At 33.4% G+C, this 20,764-nt stretch carries 19 protein-coding genes and 2 tRNA genes; 12 read left to right on the forward strand and 9 right to left on the reverse strand.

Annotated elements, in window-relative coordinates; translation table 11 throughout:
- Nucleotides 1-4: 4 nt before the first annotated feature.
- The 3 genes from BLR17_RS05805 to BLR17_RS05815 form a co-directional block, all read right to left on the reverse strand.
- Entirely contained in the window at nucleotides 5-1,663 is a 1,659-nt protein-coding gene (locus BLR17_RS05805) for a peptidase domain-containing ABC transporter (protein ID WP_066326825.1), read from the reverse strand.
- Nucleotides 1,664-1,923: 260 nt separating this feature from the next.
- Nucleotides 1,924-3,447, reverse strand: coding sequence for a 2,3-bisphosphoglycerate-independent phosphoglycerate mutase (gene gpmI / locus BLR17_RS05810; RefSeq protein ID WP_066326824.1), 1,524 nt, complete (start codon nucleotides 3,445-3,447; stop codon nucleotides 1,924-1,926).
- 142 nt (nucleotides 3,448-3,589) lie between these two features.
- Nucleotides 3,590-6,004 carry a DUF5916 domain-containing protein gene (locus tag BLR17_RS05815; RefSeq protein ID WP_066326823.1) on the reverse strand — a complete coding sequence of 805 codons (2,415 nt, stop codon included), beginning with the start codon at nucleotides 6,002-6,004 and terminating at the stop codon, nucleotides 3,590-3,592.
- A gap of 190 nt (nucleotides 6,005-6,194) precedes the next feature.
- On the opposite strand from BLR17_RS05815, the gene BLR17_RS05820 reads away from it, so the two are divergent.
- The 3 genes from BLR17_RS05820 to BLR17_RS05830 all read left to right on the forward strand — a co-directional run bounded on the left by BLR17_RS05820 (nucleotide 6,195) and on the right by BLR17_RS05830 (nucleotide 7,320).
- Entirely contained in the window at nucleotides 6,195-6,914 is a 720-nt protein-coding gene (locus BLR17_RS05820) for a murein L,D-transpeptidase catalytic domain family protein (RefSeq protein ID WP_066326821.1), read from the forward strand.
- A gap of 177 nt (nucleotides 6,915-7,091) precedes the next feature.
- Nucleotides 7,092-7,164, forward strand: a tRNA-Gly gene (locus BLR17_RS05825).
- An 83-nt stretch (nucleotides 7,165-7,247) separates the two neighbouring features.
- A tRNA-Gly gene (locus tag BLR17_RS05830) sits at nucleotides 7,248-7,320 on the forward strand.
- A 136-nt stretch (nucleotides 7,321-7,456) separates the two neighbouring features.
- Here BLR17_RS05830 and pepE read toward each other — a convergent pair.
- Nucleotides 7,457-8,164 carry a dipeptidase PepE gene (gene pepE, locus BLR17_RS05835; protein ID WP_066326820.1) on the reverse strand — a complete coding sequence of 236 codons (708 nt, stop codon included), beginning with the start codon at nucleotides 8,162-8,164 and terminating at the stop codon, nucleotides 7,457-7,459.
- 133 nt (nucleotides 8,165-8,297) lie between these two features.
- On the opposite strand from pepE, the gene BLR17_RS05840 reads away from it, so the two are divergent.
- The 4 genes from BLR17_RS05840 (at nucleotide 8,298) to BLR17_RS05855 (ending at nucleotide 10,984) form a co-directional block, all read left to right on the forward strand.
- The gene (locus tag BLR17_RS05840) at nucleotides 8,298-9,035 is read left to right on the forward strand and encodes a hypothetical protein (protein ID WP_066326819.1); all 738 of its coding nucleotides are present in this window, start codon (nucleotides 8,298-8,300) and stop codon (nucleotides 9,033-9,035) included.
- 191 nt (nucleotides 9,036-9,226) lie between these two features.
- The gene (locus BLR17_RS05845) at nucleotides 9,227-9,979 is read left to right on the forward strand and encodes a BamP family beta-barrel-assembly machinery protein (RefSeq protein ID WP_066326818.1); all 753 of its coding nucleotides are present in this window, start codon (nucleotides 9,227-9,229) and stop codon (nucleotides 9,977-9,979) included.
- Between the two features lie 115 nt (nucleotides 9,980-10,094).
- Nucleotides 10,095-10,421, forward strand: coding sequence for a Sec-independent protein translocase subunit TatA/TatB (locus BLR17_RS05850; RefSeq protein ID WP_066326817.1), 327 nt, complete (start codon nucleotides 10,095-10,097; stop codon nucleotides 10,419-10,421).
- On the forward strand, nucleotides 10,421-10,984 hold the full coding sequence (locus BLR17_RS05855; protein ID WP_066326816.1) for a phosphatase PAP2 family protein: 564 nt from the start codon (nucleotides 10,421-10,423) through the stop codon (nucleotides 10,982-10,984). The genes BLR17_RS05850 and BLR17_RS05855 overlap by 1 nt, the downstream gene beginning before the upstream one ends.
- Nucleotides 10,985-11,065: 81 nt before the next feature.
- Here the strand turns inward: BLR17_RS05855 and BLR17_RS05860 are convergent, their stop codons facing one another.
- On the reverse strand, nucleotides 11,066-11,707 hold the full coding sequence (locus BLR17_RS05860; protein WP_066326814.1) for an O-methyltransferase: 642 nt from the start codon (nucleotides 11,705-11,707) through the stop codon (nucleotides 11,066-11,068).
- 110 nt (nucleotides 11,708-11,817) lie between these two features.
- Here BLR17_RS05860 and rlmN point away from each other — a divergent pair, with 110 nt between their 5' ends.
- Nucleotides 11,818-12,861, forward strand: a complete 1,044-nt coding sequence (rlmN, locus tag BLR17_RS05865; RefSeq protein WP_066326811.1) for a dual-specificity RNA methyltransferase RlmN — start codon at nucleotides 11,818-11,820, stop codon at nucleotides 12,859-12,861.
- Nucleotides 12,862-12,938: 77 nt separating this feature from the next.
- Here the strand turns inward: rlmN and BLR17_RS05870 are convergent, their stop codons facing one another.
- A complete protein-coding gene (locus BLR17_RS05870) occupies nucleotides 12,939-13,796 on the reverse strand; it encodes a hypothetical protein (RefSeq protein ID WP_066326809.1) in 858 nt (285 codons plus the stop codon).
- A 179-nt stretch (nucleotides 13,797-13,975) separates the two neighbouring features.
- On the opposite strand from BLR17_RS05870, the gene BLR17_RS05875 reads away from it, so the two are divergent.
- Complete coding sequence (locus BLR17_RS05875; protein ID WP_066326808.1) at nucleotides 13,976-14,953, forward strand: polyprenyl synthetase family protein; 978 nt, start codon at nucleotides 13,976-13,978, stop codon at nucleotides 14,951-14,953.
- A 77-nt stretch (nucleotides 14,954-15,030) separates the two neighbouring features.
- Nucleotides 15,031-17,088, forward strand: a complete 2,058-nt coding sequence (gene dnaG / locus BLR17_RS05880; protein WP_066326805.1) for a DNA primase — start codon at nucleotides 15,031-15,033, stop codon at nucleotides 17,086-17,088.
- Between the two features lies 1 nt (nucleotide 17,089).
- Here the strand turns inward: dnaG and BLR17_RS05885 are convergent, their stop codons facing one another.
- On the reverse strand, nucleotides 17,090-17,719 hold the full coding sequence (locus BLR17_RS05885) for a response regulator transcription factor (RefSeq protein ID WP_066326803.1): 630 nt from the start codon (nucleotides 17,717-17,719) through the stop codon (nucleotides 17,090-17,092).
- A gap of 101 nt (nucleotides 17,720-17,820) precedes the next feature.
- Nucleotides 17,821-18,621, reverse strand: coding sequence for an NAD(+) synthase (gene nadE, locus BLR17_RS05890; RefSeq protein ID WP_066326801.1), 801 nt, complete (start codon nucleotides 18,619-18,621; stop codon nucleotides 17,821-17,823).
- 100 nt (nucleotides 18,622-18,721) lie between these two features.
- Between nadE and gldB the strand changes: the two genes are divergently transcribed.
- Together gldB and gldC are read left to right on the forward strand one after the other, a co-directional pair.
- Nucleotides 18,722-19,684 (forward strand): gliding motility lipoprotein GldB, encoded by a 963-nt coding sequence (gene gldB / locus BLR17_RS05895; protein ID WP_066326800.1) that lies wholly within the window; start codon nucleotides 18,722-18,724, stop codon nucleotides 19,682-19,684.
- Entirely contained in the window at nucleotides 19,684-20,019 is a 336-nt protein-coding gene (gene gldC / locus BLR17_RS05900) for a gliding motility protein GldC (protein ID WP_066326796.1), read from the forward strand. The genes gldB and gldC overlap by 1 nt, the downstream gene beginning before the upstream one ends.
- 102 nt (nucleotides 20,020-20,121) lie before the next feature.
- On the opposite strand, the gene yihA is transcribed toward gldC, so the two are convergent.
- On the reverse strand, nucleotides 20,122-20,742 hold the full coding sequence (gene yihA, locus BLR17_RS05905; RefSeq protein WP_066326795.1) for a ribosome biogenesis GTP-binding protein YihA/YsxC: 621 nt from the start codon (nucleotides 20,740-20,742) through the stop codon (nucleotides 20,122-20,124).
- Nucleotides 20,743-20,764 lie beyond the last annotated feature (22 nt).

The following is a 20,764-nucleotide window of genomic DNA, read 5'->3' on the forward strand; positions in this document are numbered from 1 at the left end:
TTTTTTATTTTTTTAAGTCCGAAACTATTTTACCATCCTGCATTGTGATTATTCGGTCACTTTTTGTTTTCCAATACGGATTTTTAGACGAGACAATTATAGTCCAGTTGTGTTCCTTAGCGGTTAAGAAATCAATAATTTCTTTGGCTACATTTTCATCCATCATATCAGTAGGGTCTTCGTAGAAAAGGATTTTTGGTTTGTGTATAATGCTTCGGGCCAATAATATTTTCTTAACATTTGAAGAGCTTAACTGTTTGGCTTCAGGGAAAATGGCAGTATCCAGTCCTTTAGGTAATGATTTTATTAAGTCATTGAGTTGTAATCCTGTGATTGCCCATTTTAAATCTTCGGAACTTATTGATTTATCATTAAAGGTAATATTGTTTAAAATAGTTCCTTCAAACGGAGTTTCACCATGAATGATGCATCCAATTTGAGAACGATATTGTTTTAAGTTTATCTTTTTGAAAGTATCATCGTTGATGTAAAAAGCGCCTCCTGTAGGTTGTAATAAGCCTGAAAGGATTCGGATTAAAGTGGTTTTTCCGGAACCGTTTTTTCCCTCTAAAAAGATATGTTCACCCTGATCAATTTTTAAATCAATTTCATTTAATGATTTTTGTTTCGAATCAGGGAATCTAAAGGTTAAATTCTCAGTTTCTAAACTAATATTGGAATAGCAGTTATCATAAGGTTCTGAGGTTTCTTCTTCAATCTCTAAATCAGTTACCTGACCGATTTTTTCGGTAGCAGTCAGCACATCATAAAAGGTTTCTAATCCCAGGATAATTTTTTCGACTGAATTAATTACCAGTAAAATAATAATTTCGGCAGCCACAAACTGACCGATATTCATTTCTTGTGACAGTACTAAATAGCCTCCGATTAATAATAAGCTGGCGGTAATTAAAACTTTGAAACCAATTAACTGAATGAATTGTTTTTTGATTACATTGAAATGTTTCTCTCTGTAATCAAGGTAGCCTGAAACGATAGCATCATTTTTTTGTAATGCATAATTATAGTTTAAATCATTTCTGAAACTGGAATTGTTTCTTGCTATTTCCTGTAGCCAGCTTGCAACTTTGTATTTGAATTTAGATTCTTTTAAACTGGTTTCAAGTCCTGATCTGTATGAAAATTTGAAAATGAAATACAATAAAAAGAAAAGTAAAATTCCAAAAACAATAAAGAAAGGATGGTATAAGGATAACAGAATGATTCCAAAAGCAATTTGCAATAAAGCAGCGGAAAAATCAATTAATAGTTTTGAAGTTCCTTTTTGGATAGTTAAGGTATCAAAAAATCGATTGGCAATTTCCGGAGGATAGGAATTATATAGGGCTTCGAATTTTATTTTCGGTAATCGGGTGGCGAATTCGAATGAAGATCTAACAAAGATTTTTTGTTGTAAATTTTCAGTAATTCTTAGTTGCATCAACGACAGAATTCCCACAAGGGCAACACCAATTATTACAATGATAATCAAAACAATCCATGAAACACTGGCGTGTCCCGATTGAATAAAATTAATGATAGCCTGAATGCCTAAAGGCAAAGACAAACTTATTAATCCTGCAAAAATGGCGTAGAAAAAAATTTGAGCAACATCTTTTTTGTCCAGTTGGAGTAGGTTGTAAAATCGTTTTAATGGTGTCATATTGCTAGTTTTATTTTCGTTTTATTTCTTTTGTTTCTAGCAAAATTAATAGCAATACTTTTGTTTTTAGTGTTTTAACAATAAATTATGCGAAAAGAAGAGGAATTCTAATGTTATTTTAATCTTGCTCTAATTTTAGACGGTTTTGAAGTTGAAAAATCAAATTATGGAGCGAATGATTGCATGATTTTTTGAATTGTTATCAAAAAAAACGGCTGCTCTTTCGAACAGCCGTTAATTTAAATATATTTTAAACTAAATTATTTTACTAATAAAGAATGACTGGACATAGCGGCAGGTTGAGCTACTCCCATTAAATCTAAGATTGTTGGGGCAACATCTCCTAAAACACCATCCTGAATAGCTATTTGATCATTATCCACAAGGATAAATGGTACCGGATTAGTGGTGTGAGCAGTATTAGGACTTCCGTCAGGGTTAATCATTGTTTCGCAGTTACCATGATCAGCAATTACAATAGTTGAATATCCGTTTGCCAATGCAGTAGTAATTACTTGTTCAACACATTTGTCTACAGCTTCACAGGCTTTGATAGCAGCTTCCATAATTCCTGTGTGTCCTACCATGTCTCCGTTAGCAAAGTTAAGACATACAAAATCCACTTCTCCTTTTTCAAGTTCAGGGCAAAGTGCATCGGCTAATTCGTAAGCACTCATTTCCGGTTGCAAATCGTAAGTAGCTACTTTTGGAGAGTTTCTTAAGATACGGGATTCACCTTCAAACGGCACTTCTCTACCTCCTGAAAAGAAGAAAGTCACGTGTGGGTATTTTTCAGTTTCAGCAATACGAATTTGTTTTTTGCCCGCTTTTTCTAAAACTTCACCTAATGTTTCAGTGATGTTATCTTTGTTGTAAACCACTTTTACGTTTTGGTAAGTCTCGTCATAATTAGTCAATGTAACATAATACAAGTCTAATTTATGCATGTTTTGTTCGTGGAAATCCTGTTGCGAAAGCGCTTCAGTTAATTCTCTACCACGGTCAGTTCTAAAGTTGAAGAAAATAACAACGTCGTTATCCTGGATAGTTGCTAATGGTTTTTCGTCAGCACCAACAGCTACAAGAGGTTCAATGAACTCATCAGTGATGTCGTTTCCATAACTGGTAGCGATTGAAGTAACTACATTGTGTGTAGGAGTTCCTTTTCCATGAACCACTAAGTCATAAGCCAGTTTTACTCTTTCCCAACGTTTGTCACGATCCATCGCATAGTAACGACCAATTACAGAAGCAATTTTTACCGGAGTATTGGCAATATAATCAGTTAAATCCTGAATGTATTTTTTTCCTGATTTAGGATCAACATCTCTACCGTCTGTGAATGCGTGAATGAAAACCTGATCTAAACCATAATCCTGAGTGGCATCAATTAAACCACGCAAGTGAGAAGTATGTGAGTGAACACCTCCGTCAGAAACTAATCCTAAGAAATGTACTTTTTTGTTGTTTTCTTTGGCATACTGAAAAGCATCTTTTAATACTTGTTCTTGTGCTAAAGTTTTATTGGCTACAGCCAAATTAATCTTAGCTAAATCCTGGTAAACAATTCTTCCGGCACCAAGATTCATGTGTCCTACTTCGCTGTTTCCCATTTGACCTTCTGGTAAACCTACATGTAAACCGTCGGTTCTAAGTTGTGCACTAGGGTATTTAGTGTAAAGGCTGTTTATAAAGGGAACATTTGCATTGTCAATTGCAGATACTTTAGGATCAGGAGATTTTCCCCAACCATCCAAAATCATTAAGATTACTTTTTTGCTCATTATAGTTTTTGTTTTGCACAAAGATAAATTATTTCTAAAATCTTCGTTAGCAATAAAACGACTATTATGTATTCGAGAATTTAGCTAGGGCAAAAATGATAATTTTTTTGCAGAAATGCAGTTTTATTAAAATATATGCACTTTATAATTTGTGTTTTATATTGTTGTAATCAATGAAATAGCGCAAACTAATAGAGAAAATATTAGTCATGTTAGAGTTGAATATGGTGTTGAGATTTTTACTCAGATTTTTTTCTATCATATTCGTGTCTTCCTGAGCGTAGTTTCTGTACAAAACTGATAATTGACTTCCGGGAGCAAACCACCAGGAATAAGACAGGTCGAAATTCCAGGAATTAAAATTTCTGTTTTTATTAAGGTTATAGGAATCATTATGTGTAAGATGACCATTGTCTTCAAGTTTGAAATAATGGCGGTTATCAGAATACGACCAATAATAACGGGCTTTAAGATTAAAAGTCATTTTGTTGTTGATGGCGTACTTCCCGGTTAATTCTGATTGGATAATTTCTCTGTTGCGTCTTGCGAAAATAATATCGGAATTGATGGTTCCTACCCATCCTATAGTGTTGGCTTCTTTAGTGTAATCTGTGGAAAATGCAAGTGAGAATTTATCGTTAAAACGGTATTTAGGTCCTGCGTATATTTTGTAGGTAAATCTATCTGCTTCATTGTATTTGACAAATGAAGGCGTAATATCAAAGGTTAAATTCTTATTTTTATTAGATTCTATTTCCAGATAACCGCTTATTTTACTAGGAATATATAGGTATCTGCCTTCTTTTAAAGGCATGTAAAAATCAAATGTTTCAAAAGGAAGAAAATTGATTCCTAATTGAAAATAATATAAATTCAATGTCGTGGCCGTTACAATTGTTTGAAACCAACTGGTGTTTTGAATTTTATTTGTAGTGTTGTCTATGTCTAAATTGACTTCCTGTTCAATCAGGAAGCTGTTAAAAATTTTATTTGGGTTTAGAATTCTGTAACTTCCATTGACATAACCGCTGTAATAATTGTAATAATACAATATGCCTAAGTCATTTGTGTCGTAATTTTTTGAAGTGTATTTACCTGTAAATAAATAGCGGTATTTTCCACTTGTTTTGGCAAAATTTAGAGAGGTTTTAAAACCGTTAGAATCTTGAATGTCATTAATTGTACTGTATTTAAAATCCCCGGAAAGATTGTAAGTGTTAGCCTTAGTATTTAAATCGAATACTAAACCGGAAACATTTGCATCTCTAAAACTTCCGTTCCTACTTGTGTTGGTGTTGATAAATGATACCGAAGAATTTTGTCTGAAACGTTGATCAAATACTACTATATTGTAGTTGGTCAAGGGGTTGATTACTTCTTTTTTTATGTTGTCAGTATCAGTATTTTTTATTTTGGCAAAAGTTTTTTCGGTTACAGCATTGAGAAAACCGATACCTAAGCCGTCTTTTGTTCTTCCGGATAGTTTTACTGCATTTATTAGATTTACTGTATTTGGGTATTCAGTAATGTTTTCATTACTGTTTAAACCGCTTTCAACTTCCTCTTTGCTTACAATAGGGCTTCCTCCAATTCTTCGGGAATAGAATAATCCGCCAATATTAAACAGATTGGTTCCTTCTGTAAAAAAGGGTCTGTTTTCGTTTAGTTTTTGTTCAAAAGGTTCCAAATTTAGGATGGCATTGTCAAATTTGGTTTGTCCAAAATCAGGAACTAAAATAGCGTCTACAGTAAAGGCATCGTTAATACCGTACTTAATATCTAAACCGGCTTTGAGTGTTTTGTCTGAAGTAAAATTATCCTTTTGATAATAAGCAGAGGTGTAAGGGATAAAGAAAAGACGGGTAGATGGGCTTATGTTTTCTATGCCATTCAGTTGTCCGGTTTGTGTTACAACGGCACCTATCTTAGTGTTTATATGGTTCCAGGTATATTTTTGGGTGGTTCTTTTGATTTCACGTAAGAAATTAATCCCCCAGGTTTGTTTTTTGTTTTTTGGAAAACGAATAGCAGCATAAGGAATTTTCATTTCTACTATCCAGCCGGTATTGGTTATTTTTACACTGCTTTGCCAAATAGCATCCCACGTATAGTCTTCATTGCCTTCTGTGGCTATACAGTCCATTTGGGTTCCTGCTGCACTTACATAAAAACGATAATCTTGTTGTCCGTCATTAAAACCATTAATAAAAACAGCAAAATTATCGGCAACACCAAAGATGTCTCTTTCGGTAAGTTCGCGTTGAATTTTATGAGGTTCGTTGTCATTTAAAACGGCAGAAATATAAATTGCTTCATTGTCATAAAGAATTTTCACTTCAGTTTTTTTTTCTTTGTCAATGAGTTTTCCGTTGTCAGGGGTAAACATGATGAAATCTGAAGCGATTTCACTGTTTTTTTGCCATTCTTCTTCGTCAATTTTTCCGTCAATATTGATGTTTCCTTCCTTTGATTTTGCCAGAAGAACTTTTTTTTGAGCAAAAGCACTTAGGTTCAACAGGGTGAAAAAACAATAGATTATAAAACGGGATAACGTCATGTAAAAAAATGTAATATTCAAGCAAAAATAATAAAATAGACTAGATTAACAATTTTTTAACAGCTAATTTTTGTAATTAAAAAGCTACTGTTGAGTTAAAGCTGTCATAATGATTTGGTTAGTATTTTTTTTTGTATCTTTTTTTTATATTTTTGGCAGCAAATATTTTGGTTTAATTAAATAATAATCAATGATTTATAATAAATTTTTGAGCTTTTTAGTCTTGGCGTTTTTGTTGTTGTCTACTACCGCTTTTTTACCTAAAACCATTGAAAAAAGGGGCGTACTAAAAAGTAATATGTTGAAGGATGTTGAGGGATTAAATGTAGAGGAAGTGTATCATAATTTGCATTCTGCCGGTTTTGAATTGCCAAAATTGGAAACCTTTAAAGTTGCTTTTGAGGGTTTTTGTAAATTGAAAGCTCAGGGATTGATTAGCAAGAATATCATAACATTAATTGATTTTAGTTTGTCGGCAAACACTAAAAGGCTATGGGTGATTGATTTAGATACTGATAGTATTTTAATTCATTCACTTGTAGCGCATGGCAGAAATACGGGGGAAGAATTTGCAAATAGTTTTTCGAATGCAGCTGAATCGTATAAAAGTAGTTTGGGATTTTATGTTACCGGAGAGGTTTACAATGGTAAACATGGCAAATCGTTAAGATTAGATGGTTTGGAAAAAGGAATAAATGATAACGCGCGTAACAGAGCTGTAGTGGTTCATGGTGCTGATTATGTTTCTGATTCTTTTATTCATAACAATAAGCGACTAGGCAGGAGTTTGGGGTGTCCGGCGGTTCCGGTTGCAGTTACTAATGAATTAATCCGTACAATAAAAGATAAGTCTTGTCTTTTTATATATTATCCTTCGGATTCTTATATACAATCTTCAAAGTTGATTTAGTATTTTAAATAAGAAAAGCTTGCGAAAATGTGTTCTATCGTTTTTTAGGATAAAAAAAATAAAGTTATAATGAATTAGTTTTAAAAAAGTTAGATTTTAATTCGTGTGTTTGATAAAAAAATATGCGCAAAAAATTTGTTTTAGACTTAACTTATTTGTTATATTTGCACCCGCAATGCGGAAGTAGCTCAGTTGGTAGAGCTCCAGCCTTCCAAGCTGGTTGTCGCGAGTTCGAGCCTCGTCTTCCGCTCTAGTAGAGCTAAATTTTTTTATTTAGTTTTTTGAAATAAAATTTTGAGGTGTTTGAATAAAATGTATATTTGCACCCGTTATGCGGAAGTAGCTCAGTTGGTAGAGCTCCAGCCTTCCAAGCTGGTTGTCGCGAGTTCGAGCCTCGTCTTCCGCTCAAAAGCCCAAACGAAAGTTTGGGCTTTTTTGTTTTCTGGATTATTCATAAATAAATCGATTTTGTATCAACTTATTTTAGAAAATAAGGATAAGATTTGAAAAAGCCGAAACTTTTTGTTTCGGCTTTTTCATGTTTATTGAATAAAACTAAGTTCAGTTTCCGATGTAATTTCAATTGGAGAGTGATTTTTTCTAAATAATTTAGCTGTAAGGCCTCCTTTTAAATTGATTTTGCCATTTTTTATTTCAAGCCAACTTCCTTCTTTTAGTCCTAAAACAGGGAAATTATTGAATTGATGAAATTCATTTATTCTTGTTTCGCGAGATTCACCCATATGAGTTGATTGAGCTTCTTTTTCCAGAAAGTGTACATTTAAATTGAAAGGAATTAATCCTAAAGTTTGAAAACTTGGCGGATAAATAATGGGCATGTCGTTTGTGGTTTGCATGCTAAGTCCTCCAATATTGCTTCCTGCACTAGTTCCTAAATAGGGTGTTCCTTTTTCGAGAGTTTCTTTTAATACAGTCATAATCTTATTATGGTATAATTGGTAGACCAGTAAAAAAGTATTTCCTCCACCAGTGAAAATTCCCTCCGCCTCTTTTATAGCTAAAGCCGGATTTTCAAATTCATGAATTCCTTTTACGTCAATAGCTATTTTGGCGAAAGTCAAAGCTGTTTTTTGTGTGTATTCTTCATGTGAGATACCGTCAGGTCTTGCGTAAGGAATAAATAAGATTGTTTTGCAGTTTTTAAAATGCAGTTTTAGCTCAGGTAATAAATATTCCAGAAAGTTGCTTCCATGTAAAGTAGAAGTGCTGGCTAAGAGTAAATTTTTCATTCTTATTCTTTTAGGGTTTAAAGTTAGCTATAGCCGATTGAAATGAAAGTTGTTATTAACAAATTTTTATCAGCTTCTTAGTAACAAATTGGGATATGCTTAGTTTAATTTTACTTTTTTGAAATACAATAAGATGCATAAGTTTTTTGTGGCTTTTTTGGGTTTGTTTGTTGTTGTTGCTTTTGGTCAAAATAGGGATTCTATAGGCTTAAAAGGAAGGGTGAGTGCGTATATATCGAATTTAGAGGGAATATATGTAATTAATTTGAAAACGGAACATACTGTTTTTACTGATGAAACAGGAGGTTTTACCATAAAAGCCAGTGTTGGCGATACCTTAGTGTTTTCGGGTTTGCAATTTAAACGAAAAGAAGTGGTGTTGTGTGCTGAAGATTTTGGTGATAAAGGTTTAGATGTGCATTTAGTCGCTGTTGCTCATGAATTGAATGAGGTATTGGTAATGAATTACAGCAATATTAATGCTGTTTCATTAGGAATTGTAAGTTCAAATCTCAGGAAATATACACCGGCTGAGAGAAAATATGCAACAGCAAGTTCGGCACGTTTAAATCCTATGGGGTTAGATCCGATAATTAATCTTATATCAGGCCGAAGTGCGATGTTGAAAAAAGAAATTGCTATTGAGAAGAAAGAAACTTATATGGCCATGTTAGAAAAAATGTTTGACAAAGAGCATTTTATTAACACATTACATCTGCCTTTGGATTATATAAACGGTTTTAAATATTATGTGGTGGATAATCGAAAATTCACTAAAATATTGGATACAAAAAACAAGACGTCTATTGAGTTTCTGCTTGGAGAATTGGCTGTAAAATACAAAGAGATTATTGCAGTTGAAAATAAATAAAATCAGTCTCAAATAGTAAAAATGGAAATTTTATTCATTTTTAAAAGAAATAGTTGTTTTAGTTTTTTCTGCGGTAAATCTTGTAACTTTACGTGAAAAGATTGTTTGTTTTGATTTGAAAAGTCAATTTCAAAAAAAGCATTTAATTTTATATTTTCTTTGATTTAAAGATTGTAATAAAATAACCGTATATGAAAACTAAAATAACACTATTGTTTTTTATTCTATTAGGACAGATTTCTTTTAGTCAAATAGGAGCGAGAATAAATTTAGAAGGTCAGGTTAGAAATGATTTGGTTCCTGTCGAAAATGTTATTGTTTTTAATGCAAATTCAAATGTAGGAACTGTGGTTAATCAATATGGTTCTTTTAAAATTCTGGCTAAAGCTAATGATACTTTAGTTTTTTCAAGTTTGATGTTTAAGTCTAAAAAAATAGTGCTTAAAGCAAATGATTTTATGCAGCCTAAATTAGTAGTCAAATTGGAAGTATTTACTAATGAATTAGCAGAAGTGCTTGTGCTTGCTAAGGGAGAATTAAGTCCTATTGAGGGAAATACCCAAAAATATGTGGATTTAAAATTCTTTGACGATGAAAAATCTTCTCCTAAAAACAGGTTGATGCCTCCAAATGGAACGATTGAGAATGGAGTCGATTTTGTTAGAATTTATAAAGATGTTTTGGGAGTTTTAAGAAAAAGTAATCCGCAAAAAACGGATTTTTATAAGGAGACCAGTTTTTCAGAAGTGGTCATGAATAAGGTAAATTATTCTTTCTTTTCAAATACTTTGCACTTAAATGACGATGAAATTAAATTGTTTTTAATCTATTGTGAAAATGATTCTAAATCCAGAGTTTTAATGCAGCCAAGTGAGGAATTTAAGCTGATGGATTTTCTTATTACAAAAAATGAGGAGTACAAAAAGATCACACAATATAGATAAGGTGTTTTGATTAAGGATATGTCTATTTGTTAGTTAGATAAATGACTTATTTTATGAAAAAATTAAAAGTAGACTTTTTTTAAATTTGGTATATTTGCCAAAAAAAACAAAGAATATGTTTGGTATAGGAGGAGGAGAATTAGTCTTTATAATGTTTGTAGTATTGTTGCTGTTTGGTTCGGATAAAATACCTGAAGTGGCTCGTACTATGGGCAAAGCTATGGCGCAGCTTAAAAATGCAACAAATGATATAAAGAATGAAATTCATAGAGGTGCAGAAGAAAATGGTTTAGATGCAAAATCTTTATCGGAAATGACAGGAGGGATTAATACGCAAATCAATAAGGTAAAAGAAGATCTTTTAGGTGATTCTGTTGTTCAGGCAACAAAACTTAAGGAAGATATTGAAGATATTGCAGGTCCGGTAAAACGCAGTCACTAATGTTAGAAAAGCTCCTTTCTTTAGATGTTCAGCTATTTGTTTATTTAAACGGACTTGGTTCAGAGTCTTATGATGGACTTTGGCTTTTTATTACCAAACAAACACATTGGACTCCGCTTTTTTTGGTTTTACTATATATAATTTATAAAAAAATAGGAGGGAGGCAAACCTTGCAGGTGTTGTTGTTTATAGCTGTTTTACTTTTAATAACAGACCAGTGTACCAATTTGTTTAAGTATGGATTTCAAAGATTACGTCCATGCAATAATCCCGATATTCATTCAATTATCCGAATTGTAAAATCATCTAAATCTTTTAGTTTTTTCTCAGGGCATGCCGCTAATAGTATGGCAGTAGCAATGTTTATCTATCACATTATTAAGCCCTATTTTAAATATGCTTTTTTGCTGTTTTTATGGCCTTTAATTTTTGCTTACAGCCGTATTTATTTAGGATTGCATTATCCTTTAGATATTTTGTGCGGTTATCTTTTTGGTGCAATGACAGGATTATTTATTTATAAAATTTATCAGTATACACAAATAAAATATTTTCCACTTTAATTTTTTATAGATTAGGAGGATAGATAGAAAAAAGCGCATATTCATTAGTTTTTTGAATATGCGCTTTTTTTAGTGAATATTTTAAAGGACTCTGCTTACGGTTAATCCGTCTCGGATAGGGAGTAAAACGGTTTCAACTCTTGGGTCTTCTTTTAATCGTTGATTGTATTTGAGGAGAATTTTAGTGCTAATGTCTTTTGGATGCAACGGTTCCAAAACTTTTCCGCTCCAAAGAACATTATCCGATAAAATGATACCGCCTTTGTTCATTCTTGGAACAATCAATTCGAAATAATTCAAATAATTTTCTTTATCGGCATCAATGAAAACCAGATCAAATTTAATATCTAAAGCAGGTATGATATCGATAGCCTCGCCTAAATGCTGTACAATTTGTTTGCCCCATGGTGATTTGTCGAAATGTTTTCTTTGAAAATCGACTAATTCTTCTTTGATGTCAATAGTATGTAAAACGCCATTTTCCTGCATTCCTTCACATAAACATAAAGCCGAATAGCCGGTATAAGTACCAATTTCAAGAATGTTTATTGGACGGATTAATTTAGAGAGCATACTCAAAACACGTCCTTGAAAATGCCCGCTAAGCATACGGGGTAAAAGAATTTTTTGATAGGTTTCTTTGTTTAATGCTGCTAATAATTCTGGTTCATTTTCAGAATGTTGTTCAACATAATCTTCTAATTCCTGGGAAATGAAATGCATTTTTTGATTTTTTTTCAATTTTGAACAAAGTTATCAAATTATCAAAACAACACCTGAGCATTTATATGAATTGATGTAATAAATCAACAAATAGTCATTAAATTTGCAGCATGCAAATGGAGAAAAAAGACATACGAGCCTTATCTAAAGAAGAATTACGCCATTTTTTTGTGGCTAATAATGATAAAGCATTTCGTGGAAATCAGGTTTATGAATGGTTGTGGAGTAAAGGAGCACACAGTTTTGAAGATATGACTAATATCTCTAAAGGAACACGTGCCATGCTTGAGGATAATTTTGTGATTAACCACATTAAAGTTGATACGATGCAGCGTTCTGATGATGGAACGGTTAAAAATGCAGTTCGATTGCATGATGGCTTGGTAGTTGAGTCGGTGTTGATTCCAACAGAAACCAGAACCACTGCCTGTGTTTCCAGTCAGGTGGGATGTAGTTTGGATTGTAATTTTTGTGCAACTGCCCGATTAAAAAGGATGCGCAATCTGGAACCAGCCGAAATTTACGATCAGGTTTTGGCTATTGACAGAGAAAGCCGTTTGTATTTTAATCATCCGCTTTCTAATATTGTTTTTATGGGAATGGGTGAGCCATTGATGAATTACAATAATGTAATCAAAGCGATTGATATGATTACTTCGGAAGAAGGATTAGGTATGTCACCTAAGCGTATTGTGGTTTCTACTTCCGGAATTCCAAAAATGATTAAGAAAATGGCCGATGATGAGGTCAAATTCAAACTGGCAGTTTCTTTACATTCGGCAATTGATGAAATCCGAGCCCGAATTATGCCTTTTTCTAAAAATTTCCCTTTGGCTGATTTGCGGGAAGCATTGGAATATTGGTACAGAAAAACGAAAAGTAAAGTTTCTTACGAATATGTAGTCTGGAAAGGTATCAATGATAATAAAGCTTCAGTAGATGCTTTAGTTAAGTTCTGTAAGTATGTTCCTTGTAAAGTGAATTTGATAGAATACAATCCTATTGATGATGGAGAGTTTCAACAGGCTTCGGAAGAAGCAATAAATGCTTATATAAAAGGATTGGAATCGATTGGTGTAGTGGTAAAAGTAAGAAGGAGCCGCGGTAAAGATATAGATGCTGCCTGCGGGCAACTGGCAAATAAAGAAGCTTAATTTTTTTAAATAAAAAAGCATCCGATTGTTGAATTAAAAAGAAACAATAATCGGATGCTTTTTAGTTTTTAGGACTGTTATTTTCTTAAAGAAATTTCGGTTGTTACATTGTCGATAGTTATTGTTGCGAGGGAGTCGCAATCGCCATCTCCAAAATCTAATGTTGCAGTTGAATCGTTTTTAGTTATTGTTTTAGTTCCGGAAATCGGGAATGGAGATCTGCAACTCATCTCAAAACGTAATGGATTAGTAATTGTACAAGTAATTACGGTTCCGTCTTTTTTAGTAATGTTGCTATTTCCTGTCACCAAGAAAACATTGTCTTCCCATTCCAGTGGAGTGCTGAATCCTTCGACCATTTCTCTTGTTCTGGTTCCTGTTGTTTTATAAATTTTCCCATCATCAAATGTCACAGTCATGTCAATTGAGTGTGTCATAACAGGATGGATTTCATTAAGTAAATCAGTTGTTTTTTTTGTGTAAGTTGTGCTTTTATTTCCTTCAATTAATTTTCCATTGTGGTAGAATCCTTCAAAAGTATAGGAAATTGAATGTGTCGAAGTACTAAAATCATTTGTAAAACTAATAATGATTTTTCCTTTGATAGTATTGCCGTTAGCTAAGGTACATCCTTCTGTACCAAAATCGATAGTTCTTGTCCAGACATTGTTAGTCAAAACTGTGGTGATGGTTGCGCAGCTGGGCAAGATACTTTTTCTGTAACTGTCAATTTTTCCTGAGATACTTTGCTGAGCATTAAATTGGTCTTCGGTAATGGCATCGATATCTTCCAGCGAAGTGTCGATTTTTGCAGTTAATGCTACATCATCAGAAGAAACTACTGCTGTATTATCAGCTGTAGCGTCGTTGGAACTACAACTGAAAAAAGTTAGTGTGGTAAAAAACACTGCGATTAATAAAATTTTTGTTTTCATAATTCTTAGGTTTTTGGTTTAGAATAAGATAGTAAAATTCAAAAATGGTTTAATGGGGCAATTTTGTAAATTTTAAAAACGAAATTTATAGTTTTATAAATATAAAATTAATTAATAAAATGGATAAGTGTTTAAAAAACGAATGTCTTTTTATTTAAAATAGTATATTTGGAACCTAAATGAATGTCACTTCTCAAATAAAACAGCCCATATTTAATGAGATGGAACTTTTTGAAAAAAAGTTCTATGAATCTATGTCTTCTCAGGTGGCGTTGTTAAATAGGATCACGTATTATATCGTTAACAGAAAAGGGAAACAAATGCGCCCGATGTTTGTTTTTCTAACCGCAAAGATGATTTCCGGTGGAAGTGTAAATGAAAGAACCTACCGTGGTGCTTCGGTTATTGAGCTGATTCATACGGCTACTTTGGTTCATGACGATGTGGTGGACGACAGTAACCGTCGTCGCGGTTTTTTTTCGATTAATGCACTTTGGAAAAATAAAATTGCTGTTCTGGTGGGCGATTATTTATTGTCAAAAGGATTATTACTTTCGATAGATAATGGCGATTTTGATTTGCTTCAAATTATTTCTGTTGCTGTTCGCGAAATGAGCGAAGGCGAATTATTGCAAATAGAAAAAGCCCGAAGATTAGACATTACCGAAGGAGTTTACTACGAAATTATCCGAAAAAAAACCGCTACACTTATTGCAGCATGTTGTGCACTGGGAGCCAAATCGGTTTCTGAAGATGTGGTTCAGGTGGAGAATATGCGAAAGTTTGGTGAATTGATAGGAATGGCTTTTCAAATCAAAGACGATTTGTTTGATTATACTGAAGATGCTATTGGGAAACCAACAGGAATCGACATCAAAGAACAAAAAATGACTTTGCCTTTAATCCATGTTTTGAATACCTGTTCGAAAAAAGAAAAAACATGGTTAATCAATTCGATTAAAAATCACAACAAAGACAAAAAGAGAGTTAAAGAAGTAATTGCTTTTGTGAAAAATAATAACGGTCTGACCTATGCCGAAAATAAAATGGTCGAATTCCAACAAGAAGCACTTCAACTACTAGAGAATTATCCCGATTCTGATTTTAAAGACGCCTTGATCCTGATGGTGAATTATGTGATCGAGAGAAAAAAATAGATTTTTTTGATTCGGATTGTGTAATTTTACAATCTTTAAATTCTTAAATCTTTCAATTTTTTAAATTTCCTGATAAATTGATTTCAAAAGCTACGATAGATACTGTTTTCGAAACTGCCCGTGTTGAGGAAGTTATTGGTGATTTTGTGCAATTAAAACGTGCCGGGAGTAATTTTAAAGGACTGAGTCCGTTTTCTGATGAGCGCTCGCCATCCTTTATGGTGTCACCTGCTAAAGGAATCTGGAAAGATTTTAGTTCGGGAAAAGGAGGGAATTCGGTTGCTTTTTTGATGGAGCACTCTCATTTTACGTATCCTGAAGCGATTCGTTATTTGGCTAAAAAGTACAATATCGAAATTGAGGAAACGGAGCAAACCGATGCTGAAAAAGCCAATATGGATGCTCGTGAAAGTATGTATTTGGTTTCTGAATTTGCAAAGGATTATTTTCATAAAACCCTATTAAATACCGAAGAAGGAAAAGCAATTGGGCTTTCGTATTTTAAAGAAAGAGGTTTTACTCTTGATGCCATTGAAAAGTTTAGTTTAGGATATTCGCCTGAAGCCTGGGATGCTTTGACTAAAGAAGCTTTGGGGAAAGGTTATAAATTGGAATTTCTGGAGAGTACAGGTTTGACTATTCCAAGGGAAGATCGTCCTTTTGACCGATTTAAAGGTCGTGTTATGTTTCCTATCCAAAGTATGTCCGGGAGGATTTTAGGTTTTGGAGGCCGAATTTTAACCAATGATAAAAAAGCGGCAAAATACCTGAATTCGCCTGAGAGTGAAATTTACCACAAGAGTAAAGTGCTGTACGGAATTTTTCAGGCCAAACAATCTATAGCCAAATTGAACAATTGTTTTTTGGTGGAAGGTTATACTGATGTGATTCAGTTTAATCAGGCTGGAATTGAGAATGTTGTGGCTTCTTCGGGAACGGCTTTGACGCCTGACCAAATCCGATTAATCAACCGATTGACAAGAAATATTACGGTGCTTTTTGACGGCGATGCTGCTGGACTTAGGGCTTCAGTTCGAGGAATCGATTTGATTTTGGAGGAAGGGATGAATGTTAAGGTTTGTACTTTTCCTGATGGAGAGGATCCGGATAGTTTTGCCAAAAAAACACCACACGATGATTTGGTAGCTTATCTGGAAAATAACGCTAAGGATTTCATCCAGTTCAAAGCTTCACTTTTGATGGATGAAGCCAAGAACGATCCTATCAAGAAAGCTGATTTGATTCGCGATATGGTAGGTAGTATTTCTAAAATACCGGATCGTATTCAACGTGAAGTTTATATTCAGGAATGTTCCCGTATTATGGATATTTCTGAGCAGGTGCTTATTAGTACTTTGGCTCAGTTGATTCAAAAAGATGCTACTGAAGTTGCTAAAAAGCAAAAGCAGGAACAAAAACCTTTTGAAGTTCATAGAAACCAAAATCCAAAAAATACGGGTTATTCAGGAGGCGATCCGGAAGATCCCAGATTTGGGCCACCGGAAGATTATCCGGGAGAACCGGGATATCCAAGCGAGCCAACAACAGAAAGAGTCGATGTTTTATATCGTTTAGAACGCAAAATAATTGAAATTTTACTTCTTTATGGGGATAAAACGGAAGAGTTTGAGAATGTTTTGATGAAGACCAACGATGAAGGTGAGATAGTGAATGTCTCTGAAATGAAATCCTATAAAGTTTTTCAACGTATTTATTTGAGTTTACAGGAAGATGAGGTGGAGTTAGCTAATCCATTATTTCGAGGAATATTTAACGATTTAATTAATTATTATCTTCAAAATGATAGATTTAGTTTAGAGCACTATTTAATGCGTTTACCGGCTGAATATGCTCAGGAAGTTACTGACATTTTGATGGAAGATGAGCGTTTAGTAATGCACAATTGGGAAGGACAGAATATTTTTCCAAAATCGAAACAAGATACTATAGGGCAAAATGTTACAGAAACGATTTTAACTTTAAGATGGTATCTGGTTGGTCGAATTATTGAGGAATTAAAAAACTCCATATCACCTGATAAGGATAATATGGAGTCAATGATGATGATAAAAGATTATAATGAGCTGACTCGGGCTTTTTCAAAAAAGCTCGGTAGAGTCATGTCTCGTTTTTAAATTAAACGATTTCTAAACTTTTAGCTTTGTTTACTAAGTCAACTAGGTTTGTAACATTTAATTTTGTTAATAAACGTAGTTTGTAAGTACTAATTGTTTTTTCATTAAGACCTAAGATTTCTGCAATCTCATGGTTTTTCTTTCCACCGCTTAAATAACGTAAAACTTCTACTTCACGGTTAGAAAGTTTACGGTACAAACGTTCGCTTTTACTTTGTTTTGCAATCAAAGCCAGGTTTTTCTTAACCGTTTCGTTCATGATGATTTTACCTTGATGAACTTTGATTATCGATTGTCCCAGCGTTTCCAATTTTTCTTTCTTATGAACGTATCCGGCAACACCTGCTTTAATAGCATTTGGTGCATAAATTTGCTCAGAAAGACCACTAAAAATGATAATTTTAGTTTTTGGAAAATCTTTTAAAAGCGATTTAACTTCAAAAATACTCGAAAGTCCTTCAAGTTCTAAGTCTAAGATTAAGATATCTATTTCCTTAGTTAAGAGGATATCTCGAATCATCAAAAAACTACCAACATTGGCAGCAATTGATATGTCTGAATGGTCTTTGAAGTAAGATTTTACTCCAAAATGTACTACCGGAAAATTATCGGCTAGACAAACTTTAATCATGATTTTTTTTTTTTTTTAGGGTTGTTGTTTTTTTGTATGAATTGTATATTAAAATTAGGTAAAAAAAAGGAATAATACTACTTTTAATAGATAAAATCGTATTAATCCCGATTAATTACACAAACTGGGATAGGATTCATTTTGTGTTGGTTAATCGTGTTGAGTTTTTTGTAGATTTTAAAGACTTCTTTTTGTCTTTCAGTATAAGAATCCTGAGGATTGTTGTTTGCATCTTCCAGCATTGCCCATTCTAATTCGTCATAACTGGCTCCTAATTGTTGCTCATCAGTTTTTTCATCTCCAAATAAACCATCTGAAGGCTGAGCAACTAAAATAGACTCCGGAACTCCTAAATAAGCAGCTAGTGCAAAAACATCTGATTTCATTAAATCAGCGATTGGGCTTACATCTACACCTCCATCTCCATATTTTGTATAGAAACCTACACCAAAATCTTCTACTTTATTTCCTGTTCCTGCAACTAAAAGACCGTGAACTCCTGCGTGATAATATAGAGTTGTCATTCTTAAACGGGCGCGGGTGTTAGCAAGAGTTAAATTAAGTTTGTTTTCTTCAAAGTCAGTAGGAACTTCTTTTTTAAAGGCTTCAAAAACTGATGTTAAATCACTTTGAATACTGCTTACGTTGGGAAAACGTTTTTTAAGTTGTTCAATATGTTCTTTGGCACGACTTACATGACTTTCATGTTGATGAATTGGCATTTCAACGCATAAAACCTGAAGTCCGGTTTGAGCACATAAAGTTGAGGTTACCGCTGAGTCCACACCACCGGAAATTCCAACTGCAAACCCATTTACTTTAGAATTTTGGGCATATGTTTTTAACCAATTAACGATGTGAGTATTTACTTCTTCAACTTTGATTGTACTTTTTTTAGTCATAATAGTTCAAATTTTAGCTGTCAGGGACGTATCTTTGCGCAATATTTTCAGTAATGTACTGATTGTCCTGTTATAATGATGCAAATTTAATTAAAATAAAATGAAAACATATGTAATTTCCTTAGTTCTATTGTTCTTTTTTTTCTCTTGTGATACTAAAAATAAGAATGAAAAAGCAGTAGAAGCCATTCCTTTAGATGTTCAGGTAATTCGATTTGATAAAATTTTCTTCGAAACTGCACCTAAAGACTTACCTAAGGTTAAAAAAGAGTTTCCTTTTTTCTTTCCTGAAGGAAATGATGATTCGGTTTGGTTAGAAAAAATGCAAAATCCATTATGGAGAGAATTGTATACAGAGGTTCAAAATAAGTTTTCTGATTTTAATCCTTATAAAAAGCAATTGGTTGATGTTTTAAAGCGTATTAAGTATAATTTTCCTAAAGTACAAGTTCCTAAAAAAGTGTATACCATTATATCGGAAATGGATTATACTAATAAAGTCATATATGCCGATAGTTTGATGATTATTTCATTGGAAATGTATTTGGGAAAAGAACATAAGTTTTATCAGTTTCCCAATTATATCAAACAGAATTTTGAACCAAGACAGTTGTTGCCTGATGTGGTGGAAAGTTTTGCCAGAAGGCAAGTCATGCCTGCCAGAGAAAATAATTTCTTGTCTGCAATGATCTATGCCGGTAAAAGTTTGTATCTTAAAGATGTGCTTCTGGATGAAGAATATACGGATGAAGAAAAAATGGGTTACACTTTAGAGCAGTTAAAATGGTGTGAGGAAAATGAAGATTATATATGGCGTTATTTTATTGAAGGACAATTGTTGTATAGTGATGATCAAAAATTAATTCCGCGATTTGTTAGTCCGGCACCTTTTTCTAAATTTTATCTGGAAATTGATAACGAGTCTCCGGGAAGAGTGGGAGCTTGGATAGGATGGCAAATTGTTCGTTCGTATATGAAAAATAATGAAGTATCTTTGCCGCAATTAATGAAAACTCCAGCAAAAGAAATTTTCGAAAAATCAAATTATAAACCTAAGAAATAATGTCAAACACACATAAATCAGAAATTAATTTTCTAGTAGAATTAGATGAAAACCGCATTCCGGAAAAATTATATTGGACGGCAAAAGACGGCGGAGTAGAAATGGAAGAGTCCAAAGCAATTTTGTTATCTGTTTGGGACAGCAAGGCTAAAGAGAGCATGCGTATCGATTTGTGGACCAAAGATATGCCTGTTGACGAAATGAAGATTTTCTTTCATCAAACTTTAGTGGCAATGTCGGATACTTTTCATCGTGCTACGGGTGATGAAAAAATGTCGGCAACAATGAAGGATTTCTGTGAATATTTTGCAGAGAAATTAGAGTTGACAAAGTAGTCCCAAAGTTTCGGCGTAAAAACTCCAATAGCAAAAATCCCAAATTCCAATTGTCAAGCTTGGAATTTGGGATTTTTTTATTTTATTTTCGGATTTGGAATTTTAAAACCCGCTGTTGTTTTTAAAAATTTCCTGATTGACTTCGTCTATATAATTTAAAAGTTCCTCTTTTCCAATTCCTTCGGTAGAAGAGGTTACAAAATACGGAGGCATTTCTGACCAATGATTAGCAAACATCTGTTTTTTGTAAGCTGCAATATGAGAGTCTATTTTGGTTTTACCTATTTTATCAGCTTTGGTGAAAATAATGCAGAAAGGAATTTCGCTTTCGCCCATATAGCCCATAAATTCAATATCAATTGCCTGAGCTTCGTGACGAATATCGATTAAAACAAAGGCACAGGCCAATTGTTCTCTTTTCTCGAAATAATCAGTGATGAATTGTTGAAAAACAGATTTAGTTTTCTTAGAAACTTTGGCGTATCCATAACCCGGTAAATCGACTAAAAACCAGTTTTTGTTAATCAAAAAATGATTGATTAGTTGTGTTTTCCCTGGTCTTGCTGAGGTTTTGGCCAGTTTCTTGTGGTTTGTCAACATGTTTATTAGTGATGATTTACCCACATTTGACCTGCCGATAAAAGCATATTCGGGCAAGAAGTCTTTTGGACATTTGCTTACTTCAGAGTTGCTAATAATAAATTCGGCGGTATTGATTTTCATTTTATCTTTTGTTTAAAAAAGG

This window comes from Flavobacterium glycines (genome assembly GCF_900100165.1).
In the GTDB taxonomy this organism is placed as follows: Bacteria; Bacteroidota; Bacteroidia; order Flavobacteriales; family Flavobacteriaceae; genus Flavobacterium; species Flavobacterium glycines.